Origin of the sequence: Nocardia amamiensis (genome assembly GCF_015477605.1) — a bacterium.
Taxonomy (GTDB): domain Bacteria; phylum Actinomycetota; class Actinomycetes; order Mycobacteriales; family Mycobacteriaceae; genus Nocardia; species Nocardia amamiensis_A.
The window spans coordinates 1-535 of the sequence record NZ_JADLQX010000213.1; the positions used below are offsets into that span (position 1 = coordinate 1).

At 69.9% G+C, this 535-nt stretch carries 1 pseudogene; it reads right to left on the bottom strand.

Features of this window, described 5'->3' with window-relative positions:
- Positions 1–119 precede the first annotated feature (119 nt).
- Positions 120–434, bottom strand: a pseudogene (locus tag IU459_RS37540) (transposase); the annotation flags it as partial.
- Between the last annotated feature and the right edge of the window lie 101 nt (positions 435–535).

Sequence of the window (535 nt, forward strand, 5' to 3'; positions counted from 1 at the left end):
TACACCCCTGAGGAGCTGTTGATCGGCGGCCCGCTGTGGACCCGCGCCCTGGTCGCCGAGCTGATCCGCATGGTCGTCGGCGTCGTCATGACCGAGCAGGGCGTGGGCAAATGGCTGCGCCGCCACGCGCCGGGATACCGCACCGGCGTCCACGCGTGCTCGGGTATCGCGGCGATCGCCCGGCGCACCGTGGTGTTGCGGGTCAACACCAGCGAGAATGTTGCGCCGACGCGCACCGCGGCGCGCACGACCTTGCGGGTGCCGTAGGCCGAGTCGCCGCGCACCAGGATCTCACCGGCCGCGCCGGCCGCCCGCGCGGTGGCGATCGCTGCGGTGACCATCGACGCCGCGCCCTTGGCGGAGCCGGTCTTGCCCGCCCGCAACCGCATCCCGGCGATCACCGGGGCGTGAGGTTCACCCCGAGGAGTGGACACCGAGTTAGCAGGATCGTTGGTTCTGCTGGTAAGGATGTTCGTTATGCCTCCTCGCAAGCGTCGGTCGTTTACGGCCGAGTACAAGGTTGAGGCTGCTCACC